Annotated in this window: 24 protein-coding genes; 6 read left to right on the top strand and 18 right to left on the bottom strand. The window is 41.9% G+C overall.

The features are described from left to right. Positions 1 to 513: 513 nt before the first annotated feature. The gene (locus PCIT_RS10870; protein WP_010362938.1) at positions 514 to 3,021 is read left to right on the top strand and encodes a TonB-dependent receptor plug domain-containing protein; all 2,508 of its coding nucleotides are present in this window, start codon (positions 514 to 516) and stop codon (positions 3,019 to 3,021) included. A gap of 73 nt (positions 3,022 to 3,094) precedes the next feature. Here the strand turns inward: PCIT_RS10870 and PCIT_RS10865 are convergent, their stop codons facing one another. From PCIT_RS10865 to ggt, 7 genes are all read right to left on the bottom strand, one after another. Then, on the bottom strand, positions 3,095 to 3,667 hold the full coding sequence (locus tag PCIT_RS10865) for a MiaE family protein (RefSeq protein ID WP_010362940.1): 573 nt from the start codon (positions 3,665 to 3,667) through the stop codon (positions 3,095 to 3,097). Positions 3,668 to 3,754: 87 nt separating this feature from the next. Then, on the bottom strand, positions 3,755 to 4,387 hold the full coding sequence (locus PCIT_RS10860) for a sulfotransferase family protein (protein WP_010362942.1): 633 nt from the start codon (positions 4,385 to 4,387) through the stop codon (positions 3,755 to 3,757). Continuing rightward, positions 4,384 to 4,761, bottom strand: a complete 378-nt coding sequence (locus PCIT_RS10855) for an MAPEG family protein (protein WP_010362944.1) — start codon at positions 4,759 to 4,761, stop codon at positions 4,384 to 4,386. The genes PCIT_RS10860 and PCIT_RS10855 overlap by 4 nt, the downstream gene beginning before the upstream one ends. Before the next feature lie 91 nt (positions 4,762 to 4,852). Next, positions 4,853 to 5,566: an SIMPL domain-containing protein gene (locus PCIT_RS10850; protein WP_010362945.1), complete on the bottom strand. Its 714-nt coding sequence runs from the start codon at positions 5,564 to 5,566 to the stop codon at positions 4,853 to 4,855. Between the two features lie 53 nt (positions 5,567 to 5,619). Continuing rightward, a complete protein-coding gene (locus PCIT_RS10845) occupies positions 5,620 to 6,435 on the bottom strand; it encodes an ABC transporter substrate-binding protein (RefSeq protein WP_010362946.1) in 816 nt (271 codons plus the stop codon). A gap of 110 nt (positions 6,436 to 6,545) precedes the next feature. After that, the gene (locus PCIT_RS10840) at positions 6,546 to 8,240 is read right to left on the bottom strand and encodes an NAD-dependent malic enzyme (RefSeq protein WP_010362947.1); all 1,695 of its coding nucleotides are present in this window, start codon (positions 8,238 to 8,240) and stop codon (positions 6,546 to 6,548) included. A gap of 170 nt (positions 8,241 to 8,410) precedes the next feature. Continuing rightward, a complete protein-coding gene (gene ggt, locus PCIT_RS10835) occupies positions 8,411 to 10,171 on the bottom strand; it encodes a gamma-glutamyltransferase (RefSeq protein ID WP_010362948.1) in 1,761 nt (586 codons plus the stop codon). A gap of 92 nt (positions 10,172 to 10,263) precedes the next feature. Here ggt and rrtA point away from each other — a divergent pair, with 92 nt between their 5' ends. Beyond that, positions 10,264 to 10,866, top strand: coding sequence for a rhombosortase (gene rrtA / locus PCIT_RS10830; protein WP_010362949.1), 603 nt, complete (start codon positions 10,264 to 10,266; stop codon positions 10,864 to 10,866). Between the two features lie 50 nt (positions 10,867 to 10,916). Here the strand turns inward: rrtA and PCIT_RS10825 are convergent, their stop codons facing one another. From PCIT_RS10825 to PCIT_RS10800, 6 genes are all read right to left on the bottom strand, one after another. Further along, positions 10,917 to 13,394, bottom strand: coding sequence for a S9 family peptidase (locus tag PCIT_RS10825; RefSeq protein ID WP_010362950.1), 2,478 nt, complete (start codon positions 13,392 to 13,394; stop codon positions 10,917 to 10,919). Between the two features lie 238 nt (positions 13,395 to 13,632). Then, the gene (locus PCIT_RS10820; RefSeq protein WP_010362951.1) at positions 13,633 to 14,559 is read right to left on the bottom strand and encodes a YeiH family protein; all 927 of its coding nucleotides are present in this window, start codon (positions 14,557 to 14,559) and stop codon (positions 13,633 to 13,635) included. 58 nt (positions 14,560 to 14,617) lie between these two features. Beyond that, entirely contained in the window at positions 14,618 to 15,766 is a 1,149-nt protein-coding gene (locus PCIT_RS10815) for a 5-(carboxyamino)imidazole ribonucleotide synthase (protein ID WP_010362952.1), read from the bottom strand. A gap of 1 nt (position 15,767) precedes the next feature. Further along, positions 15,768 to 16,250 (bottom strand): 5-(carboxyamino)imidazole ribonucleotide mutase, encoded by a 483-nt coding sequence (gene purE, locus PCIT_RS10810; protein ID WP_010362953.1) that lies wholly within the window; start codon positions 16,248 to 16,250, stop codon positions 15,768 to 15,770. 225 nt (positions 16,251 to 16,475) lie between these two features. Beyond that, on the bottom strand, positions 16,476 to 18,065 hold the full coding sequence (locus PCIT_RS10805; RefSeq protein WP_084622669.1) for an ABC-F family ATPase: 1,590 nt from the start codon (positions 18,063 to 18,065) through the stop codon (positions 16,476 to 16,478). A gap of 82 nt (positions 18,066 to 18,147) precedes the next feature. Beyond that, positions 18,148 to 18,360, bottom strand: a complete 213-nt coding sequence (locus PCIT_RS10800) for a hypothetical protein (RefSeq protein ID WP_010362955.1) — start codon at positions 18,358 to 18,360, stop codon at positions 18,148 to 18,150. A 121-nt stretch (positions 18,361 to 18,481) separates the two neighbouring features. On the opposite strand from PCIT_RS10800, the gene PCIT_RS10795 reads away from it, so the two are divergent. Further along, positions 18,482 to 19,006 (top strand): TetR/AcrR family transcriptional regulator, encoded by a 525-nt coding sequence (locus PCIT_RS10795; protein ID WP_021032313.1) that lies wholly within the window; start codon positions 18,482 to 18,484, stop codon positions 19,004 to 19,006. 9 nt (positions 19,007 to 19,015) lie between these two features. On the opposite strand, the gene PCIT_RS10790 is transcribed toward PCIT_RS10795, so the two are convergent. Beyond that, positions 19,016 to 19,552: a GNAT family N-acetyltransferase gene (locus tag PCIT_RS10790; protein WP_010362957.1), complete on the bottom strand. Its 537-nt coding sequence runs from the start codon at positions 19,550 to 19,552 to the stop codon at positions 19,016 to 19,018. Between the two features lie 76 nt (positions 19,553 to 19,628). Between PCIT_RS10790 and PCIT_RS10785 the strand changes: the two genes are divergently transcribed. Both PCIT_RS10785 and PCIT_RS10780 read left to right on the top strand, forming a co-directional pair. Further along, positions 19,629 to 19,829: a hypothetical protein gene (locus PCIT_RS10785; protein WP_010362958.1), complete on the top strand. Its 201-nt coding sequence runs from the start codon at positions 19,629 to 19,631 to the stop codon at positions 19,827 to 19,829. Between the two features lie 203 nt (positions 19,830 to 20,032). Next, positions 20,033 to 21,541: a Calx-beta domain-containing protein gene (locus PCIT_RS10780; protein ID WP_010362959.1), complete on the top strand. Its 1,509-nt coding sequence runs from the start codon at positions 20,033 to 20,035 to the stop codon at positions 21,539 to 21,541. A 73-nt stretch (positions 21,542 to 21,614) separates the two neighbouring features. On the opposite strand, the gene bioD is transcribed toward PCIT_RS10780, so the two are convergent. From bioD to bioB, 4 genes are read right to left on the bottom strand one after another with little or no spacing between them, the layout of a single operon-like run. Then, the gene (gene bioD, locus PCIT_RS10775) at positions 21,615 to 22,298 is read right to left on the bottom strand and encodes a dethiobiotin synthase (protein ID WP_010362960.1); all 684 of its coding nucleotides are present in this window, start codon (positions 22,296 to 22,298) and stop codon (positions 21,615 to 21,617) included. Then, a complete protein-coding gene (locus PCIT_RS10770; RefSeq protein ID WP_010362961.1) occupies positions 22,295 to 23,077 on the bottom strand; it encodes a methyltransferase domain-containing protein in 783 nt (260 codons plus the stop codon). Before PCIT_RS10770 ends, bioD begins: the two co-directional genes overlap by 4 nt. Continuing rightward, on the bottom strand, positions 23,074 to 24,207 hold the full coding sequence (locus PCIT_RS10765; protein ID WP_010362964.1) for an aminotransferase class I/II-fold pyridoxal phosphate-dependent enzyme: 1,134 nt from the start codon (positions 24,205 to 24,207) through the stop codon (positions 23,074 to 23,076). Before PCIT_RS10765 ends, PCIT_RS10770 begins: the two co-directional genes overlap by 4 nt. Next, positions 24,207 to 25,244: a biotin synthase BioB gene (gene bioB / locus PCIT_RS10760; RefSeq protein WP_010362966.1), complete on the bottom strand. Its 1,038-nt coding sequence runs from the start codon at positions 25,242 to 25,244 to the stop codon at positions 24,207 to 24,209. Before bioB ends, PCIT_RS10765 begins: the two co-directional genes overlap by 1 nt. 122 nt (positions 25,245 to 25,366) lie before the next feature. On the opposite strand from bioB, the gene bioA reads away from it, so the two are divergent. Next, entirely contained in the window at positions 25,367 to 26,656 is a 1,290-nt protein-coding gene (gene bioA, locus PCIT_RS10755; RefSeq protein WP_010362968.1) for an adenosylmethionine--8-amino-7-oxononanoate transaminase, read from the top strand. Positions 26,657 to 26,700: the final 44 nt, after the last annotated feature.

Raw genomic sequence — 26,700 nt, 5'->3', positions numbered from 1 at the left:
TGCCATTAAGCCCAAACTTGTACCTCGCTTATTGTGAGCAAGGTTTGAAAAAATAGCGCAAATGCAATTGCCACGCGATAAACTAGGGCATTTTTTACTAAATGCGAAGGTAAACTCACCACCGCACGTACGGCAAACACGACTAGGTCGGCAATTAATATACAACCTTGTTAATAACCTAAACGGCTTTTCACAATGTGGGCAGCACTTTACTTTGAAAAAACGCATAACTAATAATTCCTTTTACTATTTTATAGCGTCTATTTAACTGTTAAGTAATACATTAATTAAGCCCGAAACACACGTTTCAGGTACAACCTCGTAAACAAGATGCATGCTATAAGTACGCTATTTGTAAGCCATTCATGAAATAATAATTACGGTTATACCTTATAACAAAATGTCATTTCGCTTACTAATACGATAATATTACCATCCAGCCCCTTTTATATTATTACGACTTTTCATAAATCTATGAATAGTTTTTCCCATTTACTAAATCAAGGAAAGACCATGTCCAAACTGACCTTATTAGCTACATCAATTGGTGTGGCATTCTCTTCATTTACTGCGGTAGCGCAGTCGGCAGACCAACAAGCACAAGTAACGACTGAAGTAATCGAAGTGACGGGTACTCGAAGAAGCTTACGTAGTATTTCTGAAAGTACTGTCCCTGTTGATATTATTGGTATTGACGAAATGCAAAGTTCAGGACAAATGGAATTGAGCCAAGTGCTTACCACCTTGATCCCTAGTTTTAACTTTCCTAACTCGCAACTGGCTGACGGAACTGACCATGCAAGACCGGCTGTTTTACGTGGCTTAGCGCCAGATCACACATTAGTGCTTATTAACGGTAAGCGTCGTCACGCGGGTGCCCTACTTAACCTAAACGGGACTGTTGGCCGAGGTTCTTCTGCCGTAGATTTAAATACCATCCCAACAGCAGCAATCAAACGCATTGAAGTACTCCGTGATGGGGCTGCTGCACAATACGGTTCTGATGCCATTGCTGGCGTAATAAACATTATACTAAAAGATGCTGAGCAAGGCGGCAGTGTTGCACTGACTTACGGTCAAAACGACACACAAATGGCGGGCGCAGCACAACTGCTTGAAACCTATAGTGATGAACAGGGTAATCTGGCATTTAACAAAGGGAATGATCGACGCGTTAAAGATGGTGAGACAACCACCGTAAGCGCAAACATAGGTTTGTCACTCTTTGAGCAAGGGTTTATCAACCTCTCTGGTGAACTACGAGACAAAAACGCCACCAATCGCTCTGGTATCGACCAGCGTGAACAATACTCGCGAGACGAGAACGGTACATTAGACCCGCGTGAATTTGATGCCCAACGCTACAATCACCGTTTTGGTAAACCAGATCTCAAAGACTACGCTCTGTTTTATAACGCAGGTTACACGTTAGACGATGATTTATCTCTATACTCATTTGGCAGTTATTCACAACGTGAAGGGAATTCTGGCGGATTTTTTAGGCGCCCAAAAGACAGTCGTAATGTGAGTGACGTTTATCCCGATGGATTTTTACCGCAAATTGAATCGGATGTAACAGACTATTCGTTTGCCCTTGGTCTATCAGGTACGCATAATAACTGGGATTATGACGTAAGTACCAATTATGGCCAAAATGACTTTGCTTTTTCAGTCGTCAATAGTATCAACACCTCTATGGGCATACAAAGCCCGACTCAATTCGATAACGGCTCATTGATATATGGGCAGTGGTTAGTGAATGCCCAAGCTAAGACTGATTTTGATTTTGGTTTATATGATGACGTATTTTTCACAATAGGTGCTGAATACCGAAAAGAAAACTATAAAATCAAAGCTGGTGAACAAGCCTCATACCTAACAGTACTAGACTCGCAAGGTGTGCCTGTCGCAGCCGGTGGTGCGCAAGTTCTAGCTGGCTTTTCTCCCGCTAGTGCGGTTGATGAGACCAGAAATAACATTGCATTGTTCGCCGAGTTTGATACATACCTAAGCGAGAACTGGAACTTGGTATTCGCCACCCGCTTTGAAGACTACAGTGATTTTGGTTCAACACTCACAGGTAAACTTGCTAGCCGCTATGTATTTAGTGAGAACCTTTCATTTAGAGGCGCGCTTAGCACTGGATTTAGAGCCCCTTCTCTCGCCCAAACATCATATAAGTCGATTGCGACGGTATTCGAAGACGGCCAACCTAATGAAGTGGGTTTATTCCCTGTTGATACTGCTGCTGCAAAAGCACTCGGTGCTAAGCCACTTGAAGCGGAAGAGTCGGTTAATATTACAGCTGGTTTTGTCTATGAATATAATAACTTCAGCTTGACGTTAGACGCCTACCAAATTGATATTGATGACCGCATCGTCCTATCAGAAAACCTCAGCGGCCCAGCGGTTGCACAAATACTCAAAACTGCGGGTGAAAATAACGTTCAACGCGTGCGCTACTTCACTAATGCTATCGACTCTAGTACTAAAGGTGTCGATATCGTCGCAACCTATGGCTTTGACCTAGAAACACTTGGTACACTTAATTTAAGCGCAGCAGTCAACTTCAATGACACAGACGTGACAAATGTAAAAGCGAACCCAACTGAGCTGTCGGCGTTAGGTGAAGATTATCAATATTTTGCACGACGCGAAATTGCTCGCTTTAAAGACGCAACACCAAAAGATAAATGGAACCTTGTCGCAACCTGGCGCTTTGAACAGTGGACTACCACACTCAAGGCAACCCGCTATGGAGAGGTTCAAGACCCATCTAGTAATATTGATAATGACGAAGTGCTCGCAGCAAAATGGATCACTGACTTAGATGTTGCCTATCGTGTGAATGAACAGTGGCGCTTAGCCATTGGGGCAAACAATGTGTTTGATCAGTATCCACAAGACACTGTGGGTAATATCGGGTTCAGTAACTTTAATCAGATATTCCCTTATTCAGCATTTTCTGCCTATAACACCGATGGGCGCTTTGTTTACGCCAAAGTCTCTATGACTTTTTAATTGACGGCTTAAACCTTAAGACAATAAAAAAGCCAAACAGTTGTTTGGCTTTTTTATTAAGTATATTAGTCGCTTAATGCAGCGCAGCTGTAAATGGGATACTCTCGCAAATTTCAGCTTCAGCAATTAAAATTTCTTCTAAACGTTCATCAATAAGCGCTTTATCGAAGTACTCATAAGCTAACTCAACAAATAAGTTCTTATGCTTTTCTTCTGATTTCGCAATCGCAACATAAAAGTCTTTCTCTTTACCCGCAGGAAGTGCCTCTGCGACTAAAGAAAAGCGCTCGTGTCCTCTGGCTTCAATTACGGCTGCCACGAGTAAACGGTCAATCAAAAACTCATCTTTACCATTTCTAAAGATGGCACGGATTTTTTTGATGTAAGGATCTTTCTGATCGTTACCTAAAATAATGTCTCGTTCATTAAGTAGTTTGAGCACTTGCTTAAAGTGGATCATTTCTTCAATCGCCAAATCAGCCATCGCTTTAACCAGCTTAATTCTATCTGGGTAATGACTCAGCATAGACATAGCCATGCCTGAGGCTTTTTTTTCAGCTGCTGCGTGATCTTGTAAGAACGTGCCAAAGTCTTCGAGTACCTTATGCGTCCATTCAAATGGCGTGTGATATTTCAATTCAAACATGCTTACTTCTCTTACTCAATGTACCTAATAAAAAGCACTTCTAAAAATTTGCGTGCATTTTAGCGCACATAAAAGCGATGGCAAAGACTAAACGTTAACTAAAAGCAATTCATCTTTGTCTACTTTACCTTGACGGGTTGAGGCTATTTTAAGTGGATCTCGAATGGCATTCCATGCTGTTACCTTGCCTTTTTTATTTAAAAATGGCATTTTAGCCCCGCTATTTACACCCAAAAATGCGGCAAGCTGTTGCATGGCATCTGGCTTTGTTAAATTGAGTACTAAGTGTGACAATCTCTGCGCTTTAAAAAAATCTAACGCTGTATGTTTATGCGCTTCATAGCACTGAGTTAAAAATGCATAGTCATCAGTATTATCTGCGGTCAACCCAGAGAATGTCTCTAAGTAACAGCGTTTAATGGTATCGTTGAACCCGCCTTTTTCACTGAATAAGTTACTCGACATACGCGTTAGCAACTGAGCAATAGAAGGTAGCCACAACGAAAGTTCTCTGTCTAAATAAATATATTTCGCATCAGGGTATAAAACAGATAGCTGCTTGTAATCATTAAAAATAGGCGTATCTGCAATGACTTGCGCTTCACGAAAGGTATTGCGAGTATATGCCGTGTGGGCTGTTTTATAGCCCAAACTTAGACATGCAACGCAAACACTCGTCGTGCCTGTTCTAGGCAGACCAACAATAAAAACTTTGCTCATTTAATTAGATACAACACTATATTGGCAATACTCAAGACTAATAATACCAAAAAGGTTAATGCCATGCCTATAACTCTAAGTCGTAAGTTTTCTCTTTTAAGTGCTTGCCAGTGGATCCCCCGCGCTAAAAAAAAGCTCAGACCAGCGATGTGAATTGCGATGTCATTAAAATTTTGCGTCTCTAAAATGAACAGCAACAGAACAGCGAAAGGAGTATATTCTATAAAATTAGCATGGGCTCGAATTGCCTTGGTGAGTTGGCTATTTCCCCCATCACCCAAGCCTATCTTTTCACGCTTGCGGACGGTAATAATTTCAAAACTTAACTTTATATAAAATAACGCTAATAGCGACCCATATAAGCCCGTTATCATTGGCTACTCCTTTTAATTACGAAGTAACCAATATAAACAAGTTTATTGCATAAAGGAACTCAGCCTAAATAACTTAATTACTTCAACCTCATTAATTACTAATCGTATAGACTGCGTAAACATGAGCCTTAAGTGTTAATGCCCCGGTATTGTATGCGTTTTCAACGCTACCGGAATCACTACTCATAACTTTCATTGATTCAGCGCGAGCGTAAGGGGCTCGAGGGGTTTCCATGGGAGAAAATGAGACAGAATATAGCCCATCTAGTTTCACATCAAAATCAGACGCCAACTCTTTGGCAGCCAGCTTGGCATCTTTGATCGCAACTTTATTCAAACTTTTCATCAATGCACTTTTGTTACTCACTTCAAATTGCGTATTGTTGAATTCATTAATGCCTGCATCCACGAGTTTTTGCAGCAAAACAGGGTAACTTTCTATTTGCTCAAGCTTTAATGTTAGCGAACGACTTACTCGAAATCCCTCAAATTCATCCTGATTGGTCGTACGATTATACCGAGTTTGTCGATATACATTTAATTGCTCTGCATGGATGTTATCTGATTTAATTTTGTGGTTTTTTGCAATCGATATGGCATTTGCCATAATATCATCAAGACGCTTTTTTGCCTCTGATAATGACTTACTCTTTTCAGTAATCGCCACTCTAATCACTGCACGATCAGGCTGGACTTGCATATGAGCATTGCCCTGCACGTACAAATGTGGCTCTGACGGGAGTGAACTGGCAAAGCTTTGCGCACTAAGCAGTGCTGCGGTTAATAAAACTGAACGTATTTTCACGGTGCTGATCCTTTAATTTGATTCCGTTACCTATTGAAGCACATTGCCCTTAATCATGGCTGAATGTTATATGCTTCACTCAAACCTTGTTCTATGAAAGCAATTTCTTGCTCAAAAAACAAATCCTTGTGAGCATCAATTATATTTTTTTGTAGCTGTTTATTTTCTAAAGCCAGCTCGAACAAACTCACCGCCTTACGCCCCTGTGTTGAGTTTGCACACGCGATATAGCCAAATATGGTCGCCTTTGCATCGTCTATTTTATGAAACGTTACCCCTTCACGCTGTTCTGGTTTGAGGTGATGATTTAAAAACACAGAAGTATATTCAATGATGCCATCTAATTTCCCCTGCACCAGCATCTCACGTAATCGAAACGCACTATTTGCGCCTTCCCCTATCTTGAGACTTTCAGCATACTTCTCGATAAAGTCATCAATAACCTTTCCATATGAGCGACCCTTTGTCACTCCAATCCTCAAACCTTTAGAAACAATCACATCTTTAAGAGACACATTAGAAGGTAACTGCTGCCCCCTTAGAATTAGCCTGTTGGCAGGAAAAGCCATTAATGGGTATTCAACAAATACTGCCATAGCCTCTCGCTCAGGGGTTTTAACTTTGTTATATAGGCATATGTTAGGGTATGTTTCTAGCTCCCTCCACTCTCTTAAGCGACTTGCAGGGATAAAGTTTAAACTTAAGCGCCCCTTTAACTGACTACGTACTTTGAGTAAAAGGATCGTCGCTAAGTCGGCAGGCTCTTCTGATAAGCTGGGGTTATAATCAGATGCAATTTGAATTTCTAACGGTTTTGCAGCCACTACTGACGAAACAAGTGTCAATAATAGCAAACAGGTTTTCAGCATTCTTACCTCCAGTTGGGTGAGTAAAAAGCTTATTTCCTTAGCCTAGACCTATTCAGTATAGAACATTTTGAACACAAAAAAGCCAGCAAATGCTGGCTTAATATAGTTTTTTAAATACTACAGCGTTTGTAGTTTCTATACTTGGGTAACCAATAGTTTCTATCTATTGCTGCCCAAATAGCGTCATCATCCATTTCAAGCGCAACGCCTTCTTCCATCGCAGATTTTGCAACGGCAAAAGCAATACGTTTGCTAAGCGCTTCAATATCAACCAACGCAGGTAATAAACTGCCTTTTCCTGTATTAGCCAATGGTGAAGACTCTGCCAGCGTTTTACTCGATACCATTAACATATTATCAGTAATACGTGTTGCTTTAGCAGCGATAACGCCAAGCCCTATGCCAGGGAAAATATAACTGTTGTTACATTGTGGAATTGGGTATGTATTGCCTTCAAACTCAACCGGTTCAAATGGGCTACCCGTAGCAACAATTGCGTTACCTTGCGTCCATTCGATCACATCTTTTGGATGCGCTTCTACTTGACGTGAAGGGTTACTCAATGGAAATATAATTGGTCGCTCGCACCCGGTATGCATCGCACGGATCACTTGCTCAGTGAATAAGCCAGGTTGACCCGACACACCAATTAGAATATCAGGCTTTGCACAGTGCATAACATCAAGTAATGATGCAAAGTCACCACTGTAACTCCAATCACTCAACGCCTCTTTTGACTGAACTAGCGCCGCTTGGAAGTCGCGTAATTCGCCCATACCTTCGCTTAGTAGGCCAAATCGATCAACCATATAAATTTGGCTTCGAGCCTGTTCACTCGATGCCCCTTCCGCAACCATTTGGCTAATGATCTGCTCTGCAATTCCACAGCCAGCAGACCCTGCACCAACAAAGACCACTTTTTGTTCTGACAGCTTGGCACCTTTAACACGACATGCCGCTAACAATGAACCCACCGTCACAGACGCTGTACCTTGAATATCATCGTTAAAGCTACAGATTTCATCTCTGTAACGTTTAAGCAGTGGCATTGCATTAGGCTGTGCAAAATCTTCAAATTGCAATAACACACTTGGCCAACGACGTTTCACGGCCTCAATAAACAAACCTAAGAACTCGTCATATTCCTCTTGACCAATTCGTTTGTGACGCGCGCCCATATACATAGGGTCGTTAAGTAACTTCTCGTTATTTGTACCTACATCGAGCATGACGGGTAATGTATAAGCTGGGCTAATACCACCACACGCAGTGTATAGCGACAGTTTACCAATAGGGATCCCCATACCACCAATGCCCTGATCGCCAAGTCCAAGAATACGCTCGCCGTCAGTGACAACAATAACCTTTACTTTACCTTTGGTGGCATTGCGCAAAATGTCATCGATTTGATAACGGTCTTCATATGAAATAAATAGACCACGTGAGCTACGGTAGATATCAGAAAACTTCTCACATGCATCACCCACCGTTGGGGTGTAGATAATCGGCATCATTTCTTCTAAATGATCGCGCACCAAACGGTAATATAACGTTTCGTTATTGTCTTGAATTGCACGCAAGTAAATATGCTTGTTTAAATTGTCATTAAAGCTTGAATACTGCTGATAACAACGTTCAACTTGTTCTTCGATTGTTTCAAAGCGCGGAGGCACAAGTCCGGTTAAATTAAAATTCTCTCGCTCATTTTGGCTAAATGCACTGCCTTTGTTTAACAATGGCGTTTCAAGAAGGTTAGGGCCAGAAAAAGGAATATATAGATAATTTGGATCTGTTTTTTTAGTCATATTTGCAAGCTAGACACATTTTAAAAGGCTAAGAGTTCATTATTGCTGAAAGTGGCTAAATTTCAATGAAATTCGTTCACATCAGACCAATACAATCGACTCTGTAAATACACTGTTAAATGCCTTACAGAGCCAATTATTATAACGTAGTTTATTGTGCAAACCTATGACTATTCGTTACTTTCACCCAGCGCAACCCCCTCTCTACGAGGATCTGCGCCACCGAGTAGTTCGCCGTTATTCAATTCAATGACATGCAACCCAGAATTTAAATCTCTTACTTGAACTTTATGCCCACGCTTTTCAAAAGTCGCTTTTATCGACGCCAGATTTGTACCCTTTTCTAACGTGGTGTAACGATTACGGTTGGTAATTTTTGGCAAACTTACTGCTTGCTGTGGGGTTAACCCCCAATCTAATACGCCAATCACCGTGTGTGCCACATAATTAATGATCCGGCTTCCGCCAGGTGATCCAACCACAAGTTTCAGCGAACCGTCGGCATTAAAGACCATCACCGGAGACATCGAACTTCTTGGTCGTTTGTTCGCCTCAACGCGGTTCGCCATCCATTTTCCGTTTTTCTTTGGGCTTAATGAAAAGTCAGTTAACTGATTATTTAATAGGTACCCGTCAACCATCACTGTAGAACCAAACCCCATTTCGATGGAGCTGGTCATAGAGACAGCGTTACCTTGAGCGTCAACAACAGACACATGCGTTGTTGAAGGTAATTCAAAACCATCATCTTTGGCATAAGCAAGCTTCCCAAGTGGCAGGCCTACTGGTACATGATGGTTATCCTCATCTGAAATAAGTTTAGCGCGTTCAGCCAAGTAATCTGCGTTAAGCAATGCGCTGGTTGGTACGCTCACAAAGTCAGGATCGGCAATATAATGATTTCTGTCCGCAAACGCTAACCGCGAAGCTTGCGTAAACAAATGCAGTGCATATGCATCATTCGCTGAATATTGAGATAGTTTCTTGCCCTCTAACAACTTCAAGATTTGTAATACTGCCACACCGCCACTACTTGGCGGAGCCATCGAGCACACTTTATATTGATGATATTCAGTGCAAATTGCATCTCGCGTTTTACTGGTATAGTTAGCTAAATCAGACTCAGTTAACGTCCCCGGAGCAATCGCAGATGTTTGCACCGCATTTACTATACGTTTTGCATGCTCACCTTGGTAAAACGCTCGAATACCATGACGCGCAACTTGCTTATACAGCTCTGCTAATTCAGGATTCTTTTTCACAGTCCCAACTGTGAGTGCTTTGCCATTCGGGTAAAAGTATTCCTTTGCAGGTGAGAGCTGTGACAAACCCGGATTGAAGTTCTTTTCAAGCAGCATATTTAACCGCGGCGATACAATAAAGCCCTTTTCTGCTAAAGCAATTGCGGGGGCAAACAAAGTTTGCCAGTCTAACTTACCATGCGCTTTATGTGCACGACTGAAGGCATGCAAAATACCAGGGACACCCACCGAGCGACCACCAACAACCGCCTCTATCCATCTAACAGGTTTACCTGTATCGTCTAAAAACAACGTATGATCAGCGCCAGAGGGGGCGGTTTCTCTGCCATCATACGTCAGTAAGTTTTGTGTTTCACCATCGAAGTACATCAAAAAAGCACCACCGCCAATACCTGATGACTGAGGTTCAACCAAGGTCAATACCAATTGTGTGGCTATTGCAGCATCTATCGCATTCCCCCCCTTTGCTAACATTGTTTTTCCGGCTTCACTCGCGTAGGGGTTAGCAGCAACAACCATATAGTCATTCGCTATCACTTGCTGCTTTTTTTGTAGCCCGGTTGCAGCTTCAGGTTCACGCGTTTCTCTTTGTTCTTTTTCGTTTATGTTACACCCGGAAATCAGCAAACTTGTGGTAAGTGCGACGAGTAATGGCTGAGGCTTAATCATGTTATTCACTTTTGTGTTGTTCTTAGCATTGGCATAATAAAAGTAAAGAGGCACAATATGCAAAAAATAAAGATGCTTATAACCAAATTATTATGTTTGACTTACCAATAAACCGAAAATATATTTTACCGCCCCTGTGTTTAATATTGCTCAGTACTTTACTCATGGCGGTTAACAGTAATACATTCCTTGAGTTTAACCGTGCGCTGGTTGAACAACACCAGTGGTGGCGAATTGTGACTAGTCAGTTTGTACATGCTAATTGGACTCATCTTGGACTCAATATACTGGGTATTGTATTTATATGGCTGTTACATGCAGAGCACCGCACTGCAAAAGCTTACACAATACACACACTCTTCCTCGCGAGTTGGACTGGTGCTGGAATATGGTTATTTTGCCCCAGTATTAATATATACACAGGCTTGAGCGGCCTGCTACATGGAGTGATCGTATGGGGCGCAGTAAAAGACATCACGGTAGGCATGCGCACAGGGTGGCTATTATTTTTGGGTATCTGGGTCAAACTTGGTTGGGAGCAATGGCAAGGGCCAAGTGTTGATGTGGGTAATCTAATTGACTCACGCGTCGCTATTGAAGCACATTTGATCGGTGCAATTGGCGGGCTAGTATTAAGTCTAAATTTGCTTTATCACCTATCAAAAAGTCACCTTTTTACGGGTAAAAAAGCTTAGAGTAAAAAAACGCCAACAATACGTTGGCGTTTTACTATTTAAATTACCGTTTATAAGTTTTCTTGGAATAACTTATAAATACGGCGATATTCATCTAACCAGCTTGAAGGCTGAACAAAACCGTGCGGTTCAACTGGATAAATAGCCGTTTCAAAGTCTTCTTTTTCCAATTCAATTAATCGTTGCACTAAACGCACAACATCTTGGAAAAACACGTTGTCATCAATCATCGGCGCATTGATTAATAAATCATTTTTCAACCCTTGCGCATGATAAATTGGCGAGCTTCTACGATAAGCAATTGGGTCAACATCTGGGTGATTCAATATGTTCGACGTGTATCCTGTATTGTAATATGCCCAGTCAGTTACCGGTCGAAGTGCAGCACCCGCTTGGAATAAATCTGGTTGGGTAAACAGTGCCATAAACGTCATAAAGCCGCCATAAGAGCCACCATATGTACCCACCGCATTGGTGTCTACATTGGCGTATTCAGCCATCCACTTCACACCATCCGCTAAATCCTCAACTTCAGGTTTACCCATTTGACGGTAAATAGCAGTTCGCCAATCTCGGCCATAACCTTTTGAAGCCCGATAATCCATATCCATTACCACATAGCCTTCACTGGCTAACAAGGAATGGAACATAAACTCACGAAAATAAACAGACCAACCCATGTGTGAATTTTGCAAGTAACCAGCACCGTGATTGAAAATCACGGCTTTACGCTTTTTACCAACCTCACCTTCAACATAATCTGCCGGATAGTATACTTTGGCATAAACAGGCTGATCAGTATGACTTGAAGGCACTGCGACTATCTTTGGTGCAATCAGTTTTTTATTTAAAAACGTGTCTGATACTGTATTTGTTAGACGTGTTGCGGTAGACCCAGGCTTTGCATCAGCGACGTACAACTCATTTGGCATCATTATTTTTGAATGATTCAGTAATAGCTTAGTTTCATCTGGGCTTAAACTATAATCTGTCATGCCGTTTAAATCGGTCAGCGTTTCTGTCTTACCCGTCTTTGGGTCGACTCTATAGATCTCGTATAAACCAGGGTGCTCAACATTTGCTTTGTAGTAAATAGCGCTGTTGTCTTTGCTAAGCGTTAAGTTCGATACAACGTAATTACCTGATGTAAGCTGCTTTGCACGCCCATCGAGTGATTTGGTGTATATATGGCTATATCCTGATTCTTCAGATAAATAATACAAGGTATTTGTATTATTTAACCAACCAAAATCGTTGTAAACATAGTTTACCCACGCTTCATCATGTAAACGGTGCTGTGACACAAATTCTTGCTGTTCAAAATCTACCGTTGCTAACCAACGGTCTTTGTTATCCCATGCTTCTAGCATAACGGCCACTTCAGAGCCTGTGCTATTCCATTGAATGGCACTTTGGCTCCAGCCCCAATCTCGTATTAAGTTGATTGCACGCGGCGACTTCTCTGATGTATAAGTTTTACCTACTGCTTCTGCATTCTCTTTTTTAACATCAGCCAGAACATCTTCATCATAACCCGGCAAAGTCTCATAGCTTAGACTGGTTTGCGCTTTAGTGGCTAAATCAAGCAACACAACATCCGAATTAACCGCTTTTGCTTGTGCTACACGACGGCGAGCTTGTACAGGGTCGATATCACCGTTTTGACTCACATAGTTTGGCATAATATCGGTTTCGGCATTCCAGCGAGCTTTATCAGTCACTACCGCAATCAGTTTATCCCCTGCTGGAGACAAGCTAACAGAAACTAACGCTTTGCCTTTACCAAGGTAAAAATGGCTATTTGCTATTGTGGTATTCTGCTCCTTAATGGCCTTAGTACGTTGTTCACGGTCTAAGCTATTTTTATGCGTTAAAGCAACATATTCAATCAGCTTATGCTGCTCTTCGGCAATAAAGCCACTTGGGGCCGCTAAGCCTTTTGGCGCATCAGATAAATGAAGTTTGGTTAATTCTTTTGACTGACCGGTACGAACATTCACAGTATAAAAAGTATTTCCAACTCGGTAAGCAATATCACCCGAGTTTAAAAATTGTAATTGAAATGCACTTTCTGACGAAAATGTTAACTGTTTAATGTCGCCACTGCTTATCGTTTTAGCAAACACATTGCCTTTGAACGTGTAAACTTGAAATTGGCCATCGGCAGAATACACTGCATTTTTGGCACCAACAGAGTGCAATTTTGAGAGCAACACTTTCGTTGGTGCTGTGTTATTTGCAACAATAAATGTGTCTTTTAAATCACTACCAGCCTGCTTTTGATTAAACACAACGGTTTTGCTATCAGCAGCCCAAAACTCGTTTTGCGGTTTACGGCCAAGCCAATCAGGGTGAGCCATTGCTTGCTCTAATGTTATTTGTTCTCCACCAAAATCGACTGGTGTTGCAACAACAGACGCAGGTGTAATTTGTTCTTTAGCCTGAGCTGTTGAAGTATGCGTTGTTTGACAACCCGTTAAAAATAAACTTGATGCGATAGCGGCTGAGATAAGAGATTGTTTGATCATTGCGCTTCTATTGTTATGAAAATTACCTTATTTAAGCAAATTCATTGCAATATTTCGACTTATTTTAGACTAACCGCCGAGTTTTAAGACGAAAAAAAGGCCAGTATGGGATACTGGCCAAATACTCTCTGCGCTCACATATTCGTTGCCAAACAACGAATATGAAGTGAGGCCTATCCACGCCTCATAAAATAAGACCGTACAACCTTAAAAAGAGTTCCATATAATTTAAAATATATTACGAAATGTAACCATCTTTTATCAGCAGTAGCAGTGTACTACTTACTATGATCCACAAAATCATAGCCATAGCAAAAGGCCGCCAGCCAGTTTCAACTAAAATTTTTCTTGAAACACCCGCTCCAATTAAAAACAAGGTTGCAACTAACACATGTTTTGCACCAGCATACAGGGTTTGCCACACAAAATTGCCTTGCTCAAACCAGGTATTACACAGTGCAGCCATTAAAAAGCCAACGATAAACAGCGGAATGCTTGCCTTCTCTTCACTTTTCCAAAAAACACCAGCCAAAGCGGTATACGGTATGATCCACATTGCACGCGTTAATTTTATGGTGGTAGCAATGCCAACAGCTAAAGGGCTAAATGTCGCAGCAGCAGCAACTACACTGCTCGTATCGTGGATTGCCAACGCAGCCCATACAGCAAACTGCTGATCCGATAGTCCTAAGTACATTCCAATACTGGGAAAAGTCATCAGCCCTATCGCATTCAATAAAAATACCACCGTCAATGCCACTGCTATTTCATGTTCTTTCGCTTTTATTACCGGTGCCATCGCAGCAATAGCACTGCCACCGCAAATCGCAGTACCAAATGAAATCAACACACCGGTATTTTTATTCAACCTGAACAATTGTGTGAGGATCTCTCCCAAGCCGATAATGGCGGTAATACTGACAATCGTTAGCACGATTGAGCTTCGACCCACTTCCAGCACATCATAAATATTGACGTTGAAGCCCAGCCCAATCACCGCTACTTTTAACATCCACTTACTGGTTTTTGATGTCAATACCACCATCGGGTTACCAAAAAACCACGTAAAAGCGATCCCCATAAATAGCGCTAAAGCAGGACCAACAAGGGGAGTAAAAGACAAAAGAAACAGGAGGAAGAAACCAGCTGTATGTAATGGCACCATAATTTGAAACTCTATTTTTAAGCACAAAAAAGCCGGATATTAAATCCGGCTGTAGCATTTAATTTAGAATGAGCTGCTGCCCTGTGGCGAGTACGCCTGGATAGCTTTCTTCTGGTAAAATATCTGCTAGCTCTCCTAGCTTTTCACCAAGGCCATGTAACGAGTTTGCTGAGACATTAATATGACCCATTTTGCGCCCCGCTTTGGCTTCTTTGCCATACCAATGACTGGTTGTGTCACTAATTGATAATACTGAGTGCGGTATATTAGACTGACCTAACACATTGATCATGGCTGTTGGCCTTAGTAGCTGTGTCGAACCCAATGGCATACCTGCAATGGCGCGCATATGATTTTCAAACTGGCTAGTATGACAACCTTGCTGAGTCCAATGTCCTGAGTTATGCACGCGAGGTGCAATTTCATTGACCAGCAACTCGCCTTGCACATCAAAGAACTCAATGGCCAATACACCAACATAATCAAGACCCGTTGCAATCGCGTTGAAAGCGTCTTCAGCTTGCGCTTGAATAGCCCCTTTTTCTTTGCCTGCAATCGACAGTGTTAATACCCCATTGGTGTGCTGATTCTCTGTAAGCGGATATATCTTGCAGTTACCCGCTCTATCTCTAACACCGATTATCGATACCTCACGGTCAAACGGGATCATCTTTTCAGCAATAATAGAGTGCGGTGTTAATTCACTTCCTGCGGCTAAAAACTCTGCCATTTCAGCCCAAATAGTGTCAACATCGTCCAATGACTTTACTCGCCATTGACCTTTCCCGTCGTACCCTGCTTGACATGTTTTAACAACCATAGGTAACGCTAACTGCTCAATCGCATCCAAAAAGTGTTGCTTCTGCGTGATCAGCTTATAAGGTGCACAGTGCACTGACGCATTATCTAGTAGCGCTTTTTCTTTGCCTCTGTCACCCCCAGTTGCGATGGCTTCAGCACCCGGATAAAACTTACCACTGCGCGAACATAATTCAAGCACATCAGCAGGTATATGCTCAAACTCAGCAGTAATTGCACAACTTGCTGCTATTGCTTGCGCTAAAGTTTGTTCATGTACTTGGCCTGTAACCGGGTTTACTATATGTTGACTCGCCACATCATACGCCAACACATGTAAATCTAAATTTGTCGCCGATAAACTCATCATGCGCGCTAATTGCCCTGACCCTAAAACTAAAATATTCATATTATTCAGCTGGATTTGGGTTAGCTAGAATAGTTTCCGTTTGCGCTTTACGGAACGCTTCAACCTTGTCAAATATTTCTGGTTGCTGACAGCCCAGTATTTGTGCAGCGAGTAACCCAGCATTTGCAGCACCAGCATCACCTATAGCCAATGTTCCTACAGCAACACCTTTTGGCATTTGGCAAATTGACAGCAATGAATCAACACCGTTTAAGGTTTTTGATTTAACTGGTACACCCAATACTGGCAGGCTCGTAAAAGCAGCAGCCATACCAGGAAGATGCGCAGCACCACCAGCACCGGCAATAATAACTTTAATGCCACGTTCTGCTGCGGTTGATGCGTAATCAGCCAAAAGTTGAGGAGTACGGTGCGCTGAAACAACTTTTGTTTCATACTCAATGCCAAACTTATCTAACATATCTGCTGCATGTTGCATGGTAGGCCAATCTGATTTTGAACCCATAATAATGCCAACCGTCATAGTAAATCCTCGGTAGTAGTAAATTGAACGATACGATATAAATCACAGTTTTGAATGTACTTTGGGGTATTCAAAACCATGCTAATTTTTGCGCGGTATTATACCTAACTATAAGGCTAATACCATTGTTATTACTGCTTTATGAAATATGGTACGTCGTATAAAAAGCAATAAAATTAACCGCGACCCAACCAAAAACCGCGCTCAAAAGCGCGGTTATTTTAGTTATGCTTGCTCTTGTGAAGCAAGGTACTCTTCGTAGCTGCCTCTAAAGTCGATCACTTTCCCGTCTTTGATTTCCCAAATACGCGTCGCGAGCGATGATACAAACTGTCTGTCGTGAGACACGAAGAACAATGTGCCTTCATACTGCTCTAGGGCTAAGTTAAGCGCTTCGATAGACTCCATATCCATGTGGTTAGTCGGCTCATCCATTAGTAGCATGTTGTGTTTAAACATCATTAGCTTACCAAACAGCATTCGACCTTGTTCACCACCAGAGAGCACTTTTACTGATTTTTTAATATCATTTTGAGAGAACAACATACGGCCTAAGTAGCTACGAATAACTTGCTCATCGTCGCCTTCTTGTTGCCATTGTTCCATCCACTCAAAAACCGTAATATCTTTATCAAACTCGTCAGCATGATCCTGAGCGTAATAACCAATGTTTGAGTTTTCAGACCATTTAAAATCACCTTCTTTAAGGTCTAATCGACCTGCTAAAGAATGTAATAACGTTGATTTACCTACACCGTTCTCACCAATAATGGCAATGCGCTCGCCGACTTCTACTAAACCTTCTAGGCCCGAGAATAATATTTCATCATAACCTTGGCCGACTTTATTAAGTTCAAGCGCATTTCTGAATAATTGCTTTGACTGCTCAAAACGAATAAATGGAGATTGACGAGACGACGCTTTTACATCATCAAGTTGAATTTTATCAATCTGTTTAGCACGCGATGTTGCTTGCTTTGCTTTAGAAGCATTAGCAGAGAAACGCGATACAAACTGTTGCAGCTCAGCAATTTGTGCTTTCTTCTTGGCATTTTCACTGAGTAACTTTTCGCGAGCCTGCGTTGCCGCAAACATATACTCATCATAATTACCCGGATAAACACGCAGCTCACCGTAGTCAATATCTGCCATATGTGTACAGACTGAGTTTAAGAAATGACGATCGTGAGAAATAATTAGCATGGTGCAATCACGCTGATTCAGAATATCTTCTAGCCACTTGATTGTGTAGATATCCAAGTTGTTGGTTGGTTCATCAAGTAACATAATGTCAGGATCGGCAAACAACACCTGCGCTAACAGCACTCGTAATTTAAAACCTGGCGCCACCTCAGACATCAATCCATAGTGCTGCTCTGTAGGAATACCAACACCGAGTAATAATTCACCGGCTTTTGCATCGGCAGAGTAGCCATCCATTTCAGCAAATTCAGTTTCAAGGTCAGCGACTTTCATACCATCTTCTTCACTCATTTCTGGCAATGAGTAAATACGATCACGTTCCGCTTTTACGCTCCAAAGTTCCTTATGACCCATAATAACGGTGTCAACAACAGAATATTCTTCGTACGCAAACTGATCCTGGTTTAATTTAGCTAGACGGGTGTTAGGTGACACACTCACGTTACCAGCGCTGGCTTCAAGTTCGCCACCAAGGATCTTCATTAACGTAGACTTGCCACAACCGTTAGCGCCGATCAGGCCATAGCGGTTGCCATCTCCAAATTTTACAGAGATATTTTCGAATAATGGTTTTGCACCAAACTGCATGGTGACGTTAGCTGCGCTTAAAATAACAGGCTCCTCAGATTTATCTGAATTTATATTTCATCAGAGCCTGATTTTAAACTAAACCCGCGCGTAAAACTACGAAAGTTCAGGAAGAAGTTATTGCTTTATCCCCTTTATCTGTATTTTTAAGTTGAGGGTAAGCCGCTCTTAGATGCTCCATGAACGATTTAGGTCCCAATATAACGAAAAACAGCAACATGCCACCTGGTAGCAATACAAGTTTTAAAACGGGCCCGAGTACAAATGAATAAAAGCCTATAAAGGGTAAAAACAATAAATAACCTAATATTTTATACATAACACTTCCTTATAAATTGAGCGCGCTCATTATATTAAATGAGCGCGCTCACAATCAAGTGAAATATGTGCTTGTACAAAAAATAGTGCTAGTATATTCGCAGGCATATATGGGTAATTTTATGAATAAAAGAGAAAAAACTTATTTGGCTATTCTTGATGCTAGCTGGAGTTTGTTTAATGAGTATGGTTACAACGAGACCACAACACGGCAAATTTCACAACGTGCAGGCGTTGCAACAGGCACCGTTTTTAGTCACTTTCCATCGAAAGCAGAAATACTTAAAGTGGCTATGTACCGAAAAATTGAAGACGTCATTAAAAACGCGGCTTTGTCCGATACACACCATACGCCAAGATTAAAGCTGCGCCACTACGCCAAGCACCTATATGCTTTTTACTTAGAAAATCGAGAGTTTAGTAAAGAACTGGTTGTCTGCATTCTTTGGCAACAAGCTTACTTTTTGGATCAATTGGATGCGTTTAAACTGACTCTTTATTCAGAGACGCAATATGATGCAGCGCAAGCAAATATCATGATGGATTGTTATTTTATGACGTTGTTGCAAGGCCTCTGTAACGAAGTACAAACAGCTGATGAGATGGTCCGTGTACTGAGTAACAAATTACATTTAATTCAAAAATAAAGAAAGGGCCTACGCGAACGTTAGATTGTTGCACGTTAGTGTTAATTGATAATGATGGTGCTCTGACTTATCTGCAGTTTTTGAATCAATAAGATGAAACTGAAGACGCTTCAGTAGCTGCGCACACCGGGTATTATTGCGTGCCACCTTGGCTGATATAACCAAGTTGCCATGAAATAGAGTGTTGCCGTACCGCATGTTTTGCACAAGACAGTCTAATGCTTCATACATAAGCCCCCTTCCCCAGTACATACTGGACAGCTCAAAGCCAATATGACATGTGTTATTTAATGTATCATGGTCGTAGATGCCAAGCGTACCTACAAACGTATTACATGGCTTAAGTAACATCGCGTAACGCATTCCAACACCGCGATACATTTGCTCTAAGTCCCACTGGATCAAGGCTTTAATTTCATCTCGGGATAAACACATTCCATAGTCATTATATTGTGCAACAAGAGGGTCATTCAGAACCGTCATCAGCACATCTGTATCGCGATATGAAATTGGCCGTAGTAATAAACGCGTTGATTCAAGGTCCATTTTGTACTGTACAGATTGGAAATTTTTAAAATTAGTATAAACTAACCGCGCAAAGTCAGTCTATATAGGAAACCAAATGCCTGAAGAATTTAAAGTGATCCAACCTACCACAAAAGTGTTTTGCCCTGAGAAAGGCGAAGGTTGGACATTAACGGGGATCACGGGGATCGACGAACAGACATCAGTTATGTTTAATGGTGTGCGTTATACCATTACGGCAAAAAAAATCGTTGAAGAGCTACTTCCTAACTACCTAAAAATGCACAACAAAGAGTAACCCGCCACAAAAACCAACCCTTTAGTACCAAATAAATGTTGATAAAATGTTTTTTAGTGTAGATAATAGCCAAAGATTACAAAGTCAATAACGGAAGCACTCGCCTCAAAGGATTAAGAAATCACATCTGCTATACGGAACGGATGTGACATTACTTTGTGTTGTATTAGCTGTTCAGGATGAACTACCTTAGGTATTACACCATGCTAAAAACTTCACTAACCTTACCTGTACTTTCATTGATCGCGATTGGTATTTCTACCTCTGGGTATGCAAACGAATGTCAGGGTGAGCTCTATGGCATTAATGCTGGTCGTGGCGATTTAGGCTTATTATTTAGCTTAAATGAAGAAGCTCAAACTGCACAAGCCAACTCTGTTGCTAAATTTAGTTCTAGCGCTTTAGCCTTCGACAGCTCAAGTAATCGAATGTACTATGTGGCCTCACCCCGCCCCATAGAATATGAAGTCGATATCAGTGGGCTTGCTATCAGTGCTGATGAACTAGCGCATTTACCAATTAAAGGTAAAAAGTATAGAACAACCAAACTCGCTTATTATGACTTTACCAGTCAAAGTCATACCACCGTGGGAACAACAAAATCAGTCATTGGGATGGTTTATGATAGCCAAAATGATGTTTTACTCGCCAATAGCTATAGCAAATTATATCAAATTGATAAACAGACTGGAGAAGCGACAGAACTTGCCTCACTGAGTGCATCAGGGAAGTATCGTGGCGATTTGGTTATCAAAGACTCCAAGTTGCTGCTAGTAACTTCTAGTTCAACCTATGAAATAAATCGCAGTAACTATTCTTTGAGCCTGCTTTCTAGCCATGGGCTAACTTCAGTGACAGGCGCAACCCTGAATCAAGCCGGCGATGTGATGATCAGCCGTACTCTAATTAACGACCACGGCCACGCTAATAAATCACAGCTGTACGTGTTAGAGCCCAGCACAGGCTCGACATGCCTTGTCGCAACCGTGCCTGTTAGGTTAAACGATTTAGCAACCAATACCAACCAACCCGTTGCCTGTTACACCAACGTACAATGTGGCACAGTGCCAAAGCCGACATTCTCGTTACAACCAGTGACAGACTCGGTTGTTGAAGGGGGTACACTCACATACAGTGCGACCATCAGTGCGACGTTTAATGAAGATATCACGGTGGCTTTATCGGTTACAGATGGCACAACGTCGCCCAATGATTACACGCTAACTACGAGCTCGGTAACCATTCCTGCGGGTCAAACAAACGCGACAGTCACCATTCAAACCATCGATAATGATGTACATAGCGCAGACAAAACACTCACCGTTAATGCGACAGCACAAACGGGCGTTACGGGTCAGAGTAGCGCAGGCGGTACGATTATAAATGATGATGAAGCCTGTACTCCACAGAACTACACTCGAATTAACTATCAATTTGTCTCTGAGAGCTCACTTCATGATAATGATTGGGGTGTTAAAGTTAATGGCAGCTATGTGAAGTTACTTGACGAATATGGTGCCAGTGGTAGTTACGATGTATTGCAATCAAGTTCTATCACCTATGTATTAGCTATTAAAGGAAATAGTAATCAGCTGACGACCAATATGAGACAAAGCGGCAATGTACAATACTGGGAAGATGAAAATGACAGTGACTACAATGATTTTGCTGTACGTGTAACGACTCAAACAGTACAAAAAGGATGTAATTAATTAGCTGTAAGCCTATCTCCGACATGTAGCAAGCAAAGCCAAAGTAAACGGAACACTTTGGCTTTTTATATTTTTACAGTTTAATACCGAACAAATCAGTTAACGCTGCGTGAATTTGCAGTTTTGGCGTGTCTTCGGTGTATGGTGCCACAGCGAGTAATGGCGCATCAATACGTCGTCTGAGCGACGCTAAGTTCTCATCAAACTCTGCCATGTCTTTATCAATTTGATTGGCCACCCACCCAACACATTTAATCCCTTGCATTTTTAGTACTTGCATCGTTAAGAAGGCATGATTTAAACAGCCTAATTTCATCCCCACGACCAATATAACGGGCAATTGCTCCGTCTGAACCCAATCATACATATATTGAGTGTCGTTAATGGGCAGCGCCCAACCACCCGCACCTTCAACTAACGTAAACTCAGCGCCTAGTTCAGCCAATGCATGATAATGATGCTGCAATTGTTCTACCGTTACTTCAACACCCACCCGTTTTGCTGCAATATGGGGGGCAATTGGAGGCTCAAAGCAAAACGGATTAACTTGCTCATACTTGGCATGTGTTGATGCGCATTCCATCAAGCTCAAAGCATCGTCATTCACTAACTGACCAAACGCCTCTTCTGCACCTGCTGCTATGGGCTTGAAACCGATTGCTTGACGCTTGTGTTTGACCAAAAACTTGAGCAATAACGAGGTAACATACGTTTTGCCAACTTCGGTGTCGGTGCCGGTAATAAAAAATGCACTCATCGTTTTATTAACTCCATTAATGCAACCTGATAAGTAACGGGTGCACAGCGATTTGTTAAAGGGTAATTATTAAGAACTTTAGTGTAAGCAGCTTTGCCCATCAGCCCTTTTTTAGCACGCCCAGATTGCAATTGGTTTGCGCCAATTTGCTTTATCGACTTTAGCGCGGCCTTTGCATCAGGATACTCATCAACTAAACATTCCTGTGTCATAGTGCGTATCTCAAAACCCGCGTCTATGGCGTACGCTTGCAATGTCGATAATGCTAAGAATGGATTAACATGTGCCCTACCATCGAGTGCATGCCATGCCATATCTATCTCATATAAGGAGCCTGTTAATACAGACGACAACACAACTTGCCCATTAGGTTTACATAGCCTTGCTAACTCAACAAATAGCTTAGCCGGGTTTTGGCTCCACTGAATGGCAAAGTTTGAGAAAATCACGTCAAACACCTGTGATTGGAACGGTAAACTGTCCATATCAGCACATATACGGTGATCACCCGCTTCACCTTGCAATAACATTGCATGGCTTAGATCCATATTAACAATCTGCTCTGAGTAATTGGCGAGCCGATGCTGATGTAATAATGGTCCCGCCCCTAAATCAAGCAAACTCTTATTACCTGTGCGTAACATGCCAAATAACAGCTGTGCCGTTTTTGCTTGTACTTTTGCATGTTGCCCATATTGTCCCGATGCTTTCGAAAAGCACTGGGCAGTATGTTGCTTAACACTTTGACTAAGGTCAGTACTTGTCATCAATGCAGTCATAGTACGTCACTCAAACTGTCGACTAAATATTCTATATCTTCAGCCTGATGAGCTGCTGTTATAGTCACTCTTAATCGTGCGGTATTATGGGGTACCGTGGGCGGTCTTATCGCGGTTAGCCATATATTGCGTGATTTAAGCGCCATTTGCGCTTGCAGTGCGTTATCTGCGGAGCCTAAAACTATCGGCTGTATTGGCGTATTTGATGCTAATATAGGAATGTTTTTCTTTACACACAGTGTTTTAAATAACGCAATATTGGTTTGTAAAGCATGACGCTGTTCATCTGCGTCAATAAGCTTATCAAGCTGAGTTAACGCATTTGTTGCCATTAATGGCGAAATAGCGGTTGAATAAATGTACTCTCTGTTACATTGCAATAAATAGTCAATAATATCTTGGCGAGCAAGCACAGCAGCACCTTGGCTTGCCATCGCTTTACCAAATGTAATCACCAGTATATCGGGTTTATTCGCCCCAACAGCACTCCCGAGCCCCTGCTCACCAACCACACCAAATGCATGCGCATCGTCAATCATTAACCAGGCATTGTGTTGCGTTTTTAGCGCACTCAATTGCTCAATCGGTGCAGTGTCTCCATCCATTGAGAACACACCTTCACTCACTATGAGCTTGTTTGTGCCGTGACTCTTTTCTAATCGAGCACGTAAATGATTCATATCATTATGGTTAAAGCGTATGTGTTTCGCATCACTTTGCAAAGCACCGTCAATTAAACTTGCGTGGTTAAGCTTATCTTGAAATATGACACTGTCTTTCGCGACGCTCTGCTCGTTAAACAAGGATTTAAGTACACTACTGTTGGCACTAAACCCGCTGCTAAAAAGCAATGCGGCATCATATCCCAACAAATCGCACAGCTTTGTTTCTAGCTGTTTATGAATCGCTAAATAACCCGTCACTAAAGAAGAACTTCGACTACCTGACTCACCACTTGCTGCAAGTTCACAATCCCCTAAGCCCAAATAATCATTACTGGCAAAGTTAATATACTGCTTTGAGTTAACAACGATATGCCGTGCATTAGCCTCTTCAACACAAATACGTGTTCTAAGCAACGACGCATCACGTCGCTGCTGAACACTGTGCTTTATAAATTCAAACGCCATTAATTTGCTTCGTAAAATAACTCTGATGTGGCTTTATCTGCAATAGCGGATGATAGCGAGGCTTCATAAGCTTCGTCTGAATAATCATGACGCTCTTCAGGCTTCATACCTAGCTTTTTCAGCAAGTTCATATCGGCATCCGCTTCTGGGTTTTCTGTTGTCAGAAGCTTATCACCATAAAAAATTGAGTTTGCACCCGCAAAGAAACACATAGACTGCATTTGTTCATTCATGGCAGTACGACCCGCCGATAAACGTACATAGCTATACGGCATCATGATACGCGCTACAGCAATGGTACGAATAAATTCAAAGTGGTCCAAATCTTCCACATCTTCTAATGGCGTACCTTTTACTTTAACTAACATGTTAATTGGCACACTTTCTGGCTGTTGTTCAAGGTTTGCTAACTGGATCAACAAACCAAAACGGTCAGATGCTTGCTCACCCATACCGACAATACCACCTGAACACACTTTCATTCCGGCATCACGCACATGATCAATGGTATCCAATCTATCTTGATAAGTACGTGTAGTGATTATTTGTTGATAGTATTCTGGCGATGTATCAAGGTTATGGTTGTAATAGTCAAGACCTGCTTCTCTTAATGAGTGAGCTTTATCATTATCTAGCATACCCAAGGTCATGCAGGTCTCTAAGCCAAGCTCTTTGACTTCTTTTACCATCTTTTCAATATACGGCATATCACGGTCTTTGGGGTCTGACCATGCTGCGCCCATACAAAAACGCGTAGCGCCTTTGTTTTTGGCCAAACGAGCTTGTTCAACTACTTTTTCAACTTCCATCAAGCGTTCACGCTCAAGATCCGTTTTATAGTGCCCCGATTGCGGGCAATATTTACAATCTTCTGGGCACGCACCGGTCTTAATTGAAAGTAGTGTCGAGATTTGCACTTCATTAGGATTAAAGTTTTCGCGGTGAATACTCGCAGCTCGGAACAGTAAATCATTAAACGGCATTTCAAATAATGCTTTTACTTCCTTATGTGTCCAATCGTGACGAACTGTGGTCATATTAATTCTCTTTATTCTTGTTACAAGTGTCTAAATAACGCGCACTTAGCTTGACGGTGATTGGCTTAGTCTACGCAGTGGCGTAGTATTGTCAACGACTAAGCAACCACCAGGGTTTACAAGTGAGTAAAAATAACGCAATAGATTTAGATTTTGATAAAAAGCATATTTGGCATCCTTACACGTCAATGATTGATCCACTCCCGGTATACCCTGTTAGTCACACAGACGGCGCTTACCTCTACTTAGAAAGTGGTGAACAGCTTATCGACGGCATGGCCTCTTGGTGGAGTGCGATTCACGGTTACAACCACCCTAAACTGGTTAATGCAATCACAAAGCAAGCGACCACCATGAGCCACGTCATGTTTGGCAGTATTACGCATGCGCCCGCAATAACACTGTGTAAGAAGCTTGTCGAGATCACCCCTGCACCTCTGCAAAAAGTATTTTTAGCCGACAGTGGTTCAGTCAGTGTCGAAGTCGCGATAAAAATGGCACTGCAATATTGGATCAGCCAAGGAGAGCATACAAAAACTAAGTTGATGACTGCTAAAAAAGGTTACCATGGTGATACCTTTGCTGCGATGAGTGTATGCGACCCAGTTAACTCTATGCATAGCATGTATCAAGGCTTTCTACCGAAACATATCTTTGTTCCAGCACCAAGTGCATCTATTGCGGGCGATGTCGATATGCAAGAACTACTGGAATTAGAGCACGCTTTTAAGCAACATCATCATGAAGTAGCAGCCTTCATAATAGAGCCCATCGTACAAAATGCAGGGGGGATGAATTTTTACCATCCCGCTTATTTAGAAAAATTAAGAGCATTGTGCGATGAATATAATGTGCTCCTCATCTTAGATGAAATAGCCACGGGGTTCGGCCGTACAGGTAAGTTATTTGCCAGTGAACATGCCAATATTAGCCCTGATATTTTATGTATTGGTAAGGCGCTTACTGGCGGAATGATGACGCTTTCAGCAACATTAACGACCGATAATATTGCAGTAGGAATTAGTAAAGGCAGTGCGGGAGTATTAATGCATGGACCAACCTTTATGGGTAATCCATTAGCTTGCGCTGTTGCATCTGCCAGCATAGAACTATTATTTGAAAATGACTGGCAGGCGCAAGTGACTCGCATTAGCAAAGCCATGCAAGCCTTAACCCAGTGTATACAGTTAGATGACGTTCAGGATGTTCGTATTCTTGGTGCGATAGGTGTTGTAGAGGTAAATCGCACCATTGATGTTGCCAAAATTCAAAAATTCTTTATTAGCCAAGGACTTTGGATCAGACCATTTGGTAAACTCATTTATATCATGCCACCGTATGTTACCACTGACCAACATATTACTGCTCTATGTAATGGTATTTACGCGGCAATCGCGCAACAACAGTACTAACAGGCTATGCTATGGGTTAGGGCTATAAATACTGACACCTGACA

Origin of the sequence: Pseudoalteromonas citrea (genome assembly GCF_000238375.3) — a bacterium.
Classification (GTDB): Bacteria; Pseudomonadota; Gammaproteobacteria; order Enterobacterales; family Alteromonadaceae; genus Pseudoalteromonas; species Pseudoalteromonas citrea.
Note: the sequence above shows the minus strand (reverse complement) of the source record. Positions and strands in the feature narration are given on the sequence as shown.